This window comes from Rhodococcus sp. JG-3 (genome assembly GCF_000482405.1).
Classification (GTDB): Bacteria; Actinomycetota; Actinomycetes; order Mycobacteriales; family Mycobacteriaceae; genus Rhodococcoides; species Rhodococcoides fascians.
The window spans coordinates 23,376-29,544 of sequence record NZ_AXVF01000006.1 but is presented as its reverse complement, the minus strand read 5'-3'; the positions used below and the strand labels follow the sequence as shown (position 1 = coordinate 29,544).

6 protein-coding genes are annotated in these 6,169 nt (G+C 65.2%); all 6 read left to right on the top strand.

Features of this window, described 5'->3' with window-relative positions:
* Window positions 1-620: 620 nt before the first annotated feature.
* The 6 genes from K414_RS28045 (at window position 621) to K414_RS0100825 (ending at window position 6,125) form a co-directional block, all read left to right on the top strand.
* Window positions 621-1,283: a M23 family metallopeptidase gene (locus K414_RS28045; RefSeq protein WP_051364850.1), complete on the top strand. Its 663-nt coding sequence runs from the start codon at window positions 621-623 to the stop codon at window positions 1,281-1,283.
* 25 nt (window positions 1,284-1,308) lie between these two features.
* Window positions 1,309-1,662, top strand: coding sequence for a BlaI/MecI/CopY family transcriptional regulator (locus K414_RS0100845; RefSeq protein ID WP_027494220.1), 354 nt, complete (start codon window positions 1,309-1,311; stop codon window positions 1,660-1,662).
* Complete coding sequence (locus K414_RS0100840) at window positions 1,659-2,615, top strand: M56 family metallopeptidase (protein WP_008720986.1); 957 nt, start codon at window positions 1,659-1,661, stop codon at window positions 2,613-2,615. The genes K414_RS0100845 and K414_RS0100840 overlap by 4 nt, the downstream gene beginning before the upstream one ends.
* 85 nt (window positions 2,616-2,700) lie before the next feature.
* Entirely contained in the window at window positions 2,701-4,473 is a 1,773-nt protein-coding gene (gene ctaD / locus K414_RS25670) for a cytochrome c oxidase subunit I (protein WP_072692203.1), read from the top strand.
* 91 nt (window positions 4,474-4,564) lie between these two features.
* Entirely contained in the window at window positions 4,565-5,158 is a 594-nt protein-coding gene (locus K414_RS0100830) for a copper resistance CopC family protein (RefSeq protein ID WP_008720475.1), read from the top strand.
* Window positions 5,159-5,168: 10 nt separating this feature from the next.
* Window positions 5,169-6,125 carry a cytochrome c oxidase assembly protein gene (locus tag K414_RS0100825; protein ID WP_027494218.1) on the top strand — a complete coding sequence of 319 codons (957 nt, stop codon included), beginning with the start codon at window positions 5,169-5,171 and terminating at the stop codon, window positions 6,123-6,125.
* Window positions 6,126-6,169: the final 44 nt, after the last annotated feature.

Below are 6,169 nucleotides of genomic sequence, written 5' to 3'. Positions count from 1 at the left end.
GGATGTCGTAGCCCGGCGGGATGTCGTAGCCCGGCGGGATGTCCTCCGAGGACCGTGACCAGCGGTACGGACGAATCCGGGTCGAGTGGGATGGAAAAACTATGCTCGATAGTAGTAACCTGTGGCCTGACCGTCACCATTTCGTTATCTCGAGCGAGGCCACGGCCTCGTAGCCACCAAGGATTGTGATCTTGGCCCGACACCGCACACCCGATCCGATCGACGACGACTACGCAGCGCCGGCACCCGGCGTCGCGGTCTCGATGCCCGTCGGCAACAGGCCGACGGCGCTCATCGATCACCCCCGTCATCGACACGCCGGGTTCGCACCCTCGCGTTTCGTGACCGAGTCGCCCGCCGAGACCGTGTACTCCGACAATCGGTCGCAGGACGAGCACACGCCTTCGGCGCAGACGCCCGCACCGGATGTACCCGCTCACGCGGTCAGCGCCGCCTGGGACACCGCGGCCGCGGACACTGCCGCGTCGATGTGGGTGCACGTGGCCGGTCCGGACGAGACGACACACGGCGACGGTGGCCGCGATGTAGTGCAGGCCGTGTCGCGACGTGCTCGCCGCGGACTTCATCGCCGCCGGGTGCCGAAGCCGGGTGGCCGCGCCATCGCTGCGTCGGTCGCGGTCGGTGCCTTTCTGTCCGCGGCAGCGACGTCTCCGAACACCGGGTCGCAGGACAGTGTGGCGCTCAGCGCTGCGAGTATCGATAGCCCTCCCGCCGGCGTCCTGCCGCCGAGCCCGGTCGTCGCCTCACCCCCGCAGGTGTTGCAAATGCCCGATCTCGATGTCGGCCGGCTCGCGCAGCGCATGACCGAGCAACTCGCCGAGGGGGGAGTTCGGGCGGCGGAGCGCGCCGCACGCGATGCCGAGGCGCGGCGCCCGCTCTCGGTGGTGCCGGTGTCGGGCACATTGACCTCCAGTTCTGGGCCGCGTTGGGGGACAACGCATTACGGACTCGACATCGCCAATACGATCGGGACGCCGATCGTATCGGTGACCGACGGTGAGGTCATCGAAGCAGGGCCGGCGCAAGGGTTCGGCCTGTGGGTGCGTATTCGTCAGGACGACGGCACGATCGGGGTGTACGGCCACATAGACCAGGCGCTCGTCACCGCCGGTCAACGCGTGAAAGCCGGCGAGCTCATTGCTACGGTAGGCAACCGAGGCCAATCCACCGGACCCCACCTGCATTACGAAGTGTGGCAACCCGACGGTGCCAAGTCCGACCCGACGGCGTGGCTGTCGGCACGCGGAGTCGATATCACCTGACACGACGAGGAAAGAAGAACTGGCGATGAAAAGGCTCGGTGATCTCGAAGCGGAGGTGATGAACGTGCTCTGGCAATGTGATCGACCGCAGTCGGTCCACGACCTGCGTGAACGCATGGCCGACAGAAACCCCGCCTACACCACGATCCTGACCGTCGTGACCCATCTCCACGAGAAGGGGTGGGTCGAGCGGACCAAGCAGTCACGCGCCTATCTCTACTCGCCCGTGCAATCTCGGGCCGAGGCCACCTCGCAAGCGCTGCGCGAAATCCTCGACACCAGCACCGACTCGGCCGCCGTGCTGATGCATTTCGCGAAAACCGTCACCGACGACGAACTGGACGCCCTGCGGGGGAACCTGCCGGACGCGAACCGGTGATCGTCGCACTGGCATTACTCCTCGCCGCGACCCTGGTGGCCGTTGCCATGCCGCCGCTGCTGACCTCACTCACCCGCACCGTCGGCCCCTCTCTCGCCTTGACCGCTTGGATCGGCAGCATCGCCGGGGTGCTGTTTCTCGTGGGATCCGCGGTGGCGGTGTTGCTCTGGCCCGGCCATGCGCCGGCCGAGGGCATGGTCGAACTCGCCGTCCGCTGCCTGGGCTCGCTGCAACACGCGGCCCAGCCGTGGATCGGGGAAGCGGTCGCCGGGGCATCGGTCGTCCTCGCGGCGTCGGCATCGGCGCGCGTCCTGCGCTCGACTCGCCGTCAGCTTCGAGCGCGGTCCAAAGTCCGCGACTATCACCGCGATGTCATCGCCGTCGTGGCGCGCACGGACCCCGGACCCGAACCGATCATGTGGCTCGACCACCCACTCCCGCTGGCCTACAGCATCGACGGTCGCCCCGGCTACGTCGTGGCCACCGAAGGCCTGCTCGCCCATCTCGATCCCGAACAACAGCGAGCAGTGATCGCACACGAACGTGCCCACCTGCGCGGGCGCCATCACCGCATCGTCAACATCTGCGAGATCCTGGCCAAAGCGCTTCCTCGCGTTCCCCTCTTCGCCGCGGCACCCGCGGCGGTACGGGTCCTGGTCGAGGTCGCAGCCGACCGGTCCGCGGCCGCAGTCACCAGCGCCGACACTGTACGTTCGGCATTGTCGACGGTCTCGCAGGCGCATTCTGCGCGGCCACTGTGGGCACTGGGCCTGATCGGGGACTCGACCACCGAGCGGTTGCATCACCTCGACACGAGCGCGCAAACACCGAGCCGAACCCGAGCGGGCGCTTATGCTGCCGCCGCCGTGCTGCCCCTCGTCGTGCCGGCCGTGTTGGCCGTCGTCTCGCTCAGCGCGGTCTCCGCCGCAGCGTGCGCGGTCCTGCTGATCTGAACAACCCCAAATACTATGCTGCATAGTATTTGGGTTACGCTGGCGGACGCGTCCTGTAATTCGCGTGCGACACGAAGGTGGTTCCATGACGGCGTTGACATCTCCTCCGGCTGCGCCGGCGGTTCGCCCCTATCCACCCCGCGGGGCCCGCAAGGGGTCGTTCCTGCACACGATGGTCACCACCACCGATCCGAAGGTCATCGGACTGATGTACTTGGTGACCTCGTTCGGGTTCTTTCTCGTCGGTGGCCTGATGGCGTTGATCATGCGCTCCGAGCTCGCGGTCCCGGGAATGCAGTTCCTCTCCAACGAGCAGTACAACCAGCTCTTCACCATGCACGGCACGATCATGCTGCTGCTCTACGCCACCCCGATCGTCTTCGGCTTCGGCAACTACATCCTGCCGCTGCAGATCGGCGCACCCGATGTCGCCTTCCCCCGGCTCAATGCCTTCTCCTACTGGCTGTACCTGTTCGGCGCACTGGTCACCACCGCAGGTTTCATCAGCCCCGGCGGTGCCGCAGACTTCGGCTGGACCGCGTACACCCCGTTGAGCAGCGCCGTCTACTCCCCCGGTATCGGATCCGACCTGTGGATCGTGGGCCTGCTCGTCGCCGGCCTGGGCACCATCCTGGGCGGGGTCAACATGGTCACCACCGTGGTGTGCCTGCGCGCACCGGGAATGACGATGTTCCGGCTACCGATCTTCACCTGGAACATCCTGGTGACCTCGATCTTGATCCTGCTGGCGTTCCCACTGCTGACCGCAGCACTGATGGGCCTGCTCGCCGACCGTAAACTCGGCACCCACATCTTCGATCCCGCCAACGGCGGAGCGTTGCTCTGGCAGCACCTGTTCTGGTTCTTCGGACACCCCGAGGTCTACATCATCGCGCTACCGTTCTTCGGAATCGTCTCGGAGATCTTCCCGGTCTTCTCCCGCAAACCCATCTTCGGGTACAAGGGGTTGATCTACGCCACCGTCGGCATCGCCGCCCTGTCCATCGCGGTGTGGGCGCACCACATGTACGCCACCGGTGCCGTGCTGCTGCCGTTCTTCTCGTTCATGACCTTCCTCATCGCCGTGCCGACCGGGGTGAAGATCTTCAACTGGATCGGCACCATGTGGCGCGGCCAGGTCACCCTCGAATCCCCCATGCTCTTCTCCATCGGATTCCTGATCACGTTCGTCTTCGGTGGACTGTCCGGAGTGCTCCTGGCGAGCCCGCCCATCGACTTCAACGTCACCGACACCTACTTCGTCGTCGCGCACTTCCACTACGTCGTGTTCGGAACGGTCGTGTTCGCGACCTACGCCGGCATCTACTTCTGGTTCCCCAAGATGACCGGCCGCATGCTCGACGAACGACTGGGCAAGTGGCACTTCTGGCTGACGTTCCTCGGCTTCCACGCCACCTTCCTCGTCCAGCACTGGCTCGGCGCCCAAGGAATGCCGCGCCGCTACGCCGACTACCTCCCGTCCGACGGATTCACCACCCTCAACCAGATCTCGACCGTGGGATCGTTCGTCCTCGGGGCCTCGACGCTGCCGTTCATCTGGAACGTGTTCAAGAGCTACCGCTACGGCGAAGTGGTCACCGTCGACGACCCCTGGGGCTTCGGTAACTCCCTCGAGTGGGCGACCAGTTGCCCACCCCCGCGGCACAATTTCATCGAGATGCCCCGGATCCGCTCCGAGCGGCCGGCGTTCGAGCTGCACTATCCGCACATGGTCGAACGCATCCGCGCCGAGCAGCACGTCGGTGGCCCGCACTCGGATTCGATCGCGCCCTCGGAAGTGATCACCGAAGCGATTGCCGGACCGGACGTATCGAAACGGCCGGACGTCGACAAGTAACACGGTCGACCGACCCCCGTAGGCTCACACCCCCTTACTACTAGTGCGCATAGTAGTAAGGAGAATCAGTACGACCAGAGGAGAACCGAACGTGAAACGATGGATGCTGGTCGCCGTGCTCATGTGCGGCACAGCACTGTTCTCCGCGGCCCCGGCATCGGCGCACAGTGAACTCGTCAGCTCCGACCCCCCGGCCGATGTGACGCTCGAGTTCGCACCGATCGGCGTCGGCCTCAAGTTCAATCAGGACATCAACGAATCGTTCGCGACCATCAGCGTGGTAGGTCCTGGCGATACTCAGTGGACGCAGGGTACGGCCACGGTCGAGGGCCCCGACGTATCGGTCCTGCTCGAGGACGGCCTACCCAACGGGCAGTACACCGTCGGCTACCGCGTCACCTCCGCGGACGGGCACCCGATCACCGGGTCGTACGGCTTTTCGGTCGACGTCGCGGAGACCGCCACCCGCCCGGACGCTGCTGCACAGCAATCGCAGGGCGGTGCGACCTCGCCGGCTCCCTCGACCACGCCGACGCAGGCCTACGATCCGAACAACCCGTCCGCCAGCGAGGACCGGCCACCGAAACAGAACACCATGATGCTGCTCTCCATCGTGGGCCTGACTGTCCTCGGTCTCGCTGCCATCGCCCTGACGTTGGTGATCCGAGGCAAGGACAAGCAATGACAGGGGCCCGATGAACATCGCCGCCGTAACTCCCCCGGAAGGCCCGCCGACCCTGGCAGCGTTGCTGAGCTTCGATCTTCCGCCGCTCCCGATCCTGCCGATCGCCGGCATCGTCATGGCCGGACTGTACTGCTGGGGGCTCTACCGGATCCGCGGCCGGGGTATCGCATGGTCACGGTGGCGGAGTGCGAGTTTTCTGCTCGGCTGCGCGGCGCTGGTCCTGGTGACCGGACTGCAGGTCGAACGCTACGGATACAGCCTGTTCAGCGTCTTCATGTTCCAGCATCTGACGTTGTCGATGACCATCCCACCGTTGTTGGTGGTGGGTTCGCCCGGACGACTTCTGTTGCGTGCCACCGCTCATCACGGAGCCGGGCGGTGGGTACTGATCGCGGCGCTGACGGGGTTGCGTAGCCGCGCCGGGCGCATCGCACTACATCCAGGTCTGACGATCCCGTTGTTCCTCTTCAGCTATTACGGGCTGTATCTGTCGTCGATCTTCGATGTTCTCGCCATCACAGTCATCGGGCACGTATCGATGGAGATCTTCTTCTTCGCCAGCGGGCTGCTGTTCATCATCCCTGTGCTCGCCGTCGGCCCCCTCCCCGTTCGGCAGAGCAATCTGGGCCGGTTGTTCGACCTGTTCGTCGAGATGCCGTTGCATGTGTTCTTCGGTGTCATCCTGATGATGTCGAGCACCCCCATGCTCGCCACGTTCGCCTCCCCACCCCCGGACTGGGGTGTCGATCCGGTATCCGATCAGAAGCTCGCCGGAGCGTTGGCGTGGTCCTACGGTGAGCCGGTGGCATTGCTGGTGGTGCTCATCTTCTGTATTCGGTGGAACCGGGACGAAAAGGAGGAATCGGCTGCCGCGGACCGGCACGCCGAAGAGGACGGGTACAGCGAACTCAACGCCTACAACGACTTTCTGAAAAAGATCGGTAGCGAGACCAGTCAACGGACCTGAGCTGTCGCGGCCGTCCCGCGCTCGGGGACTGCCGCGAGCTCATC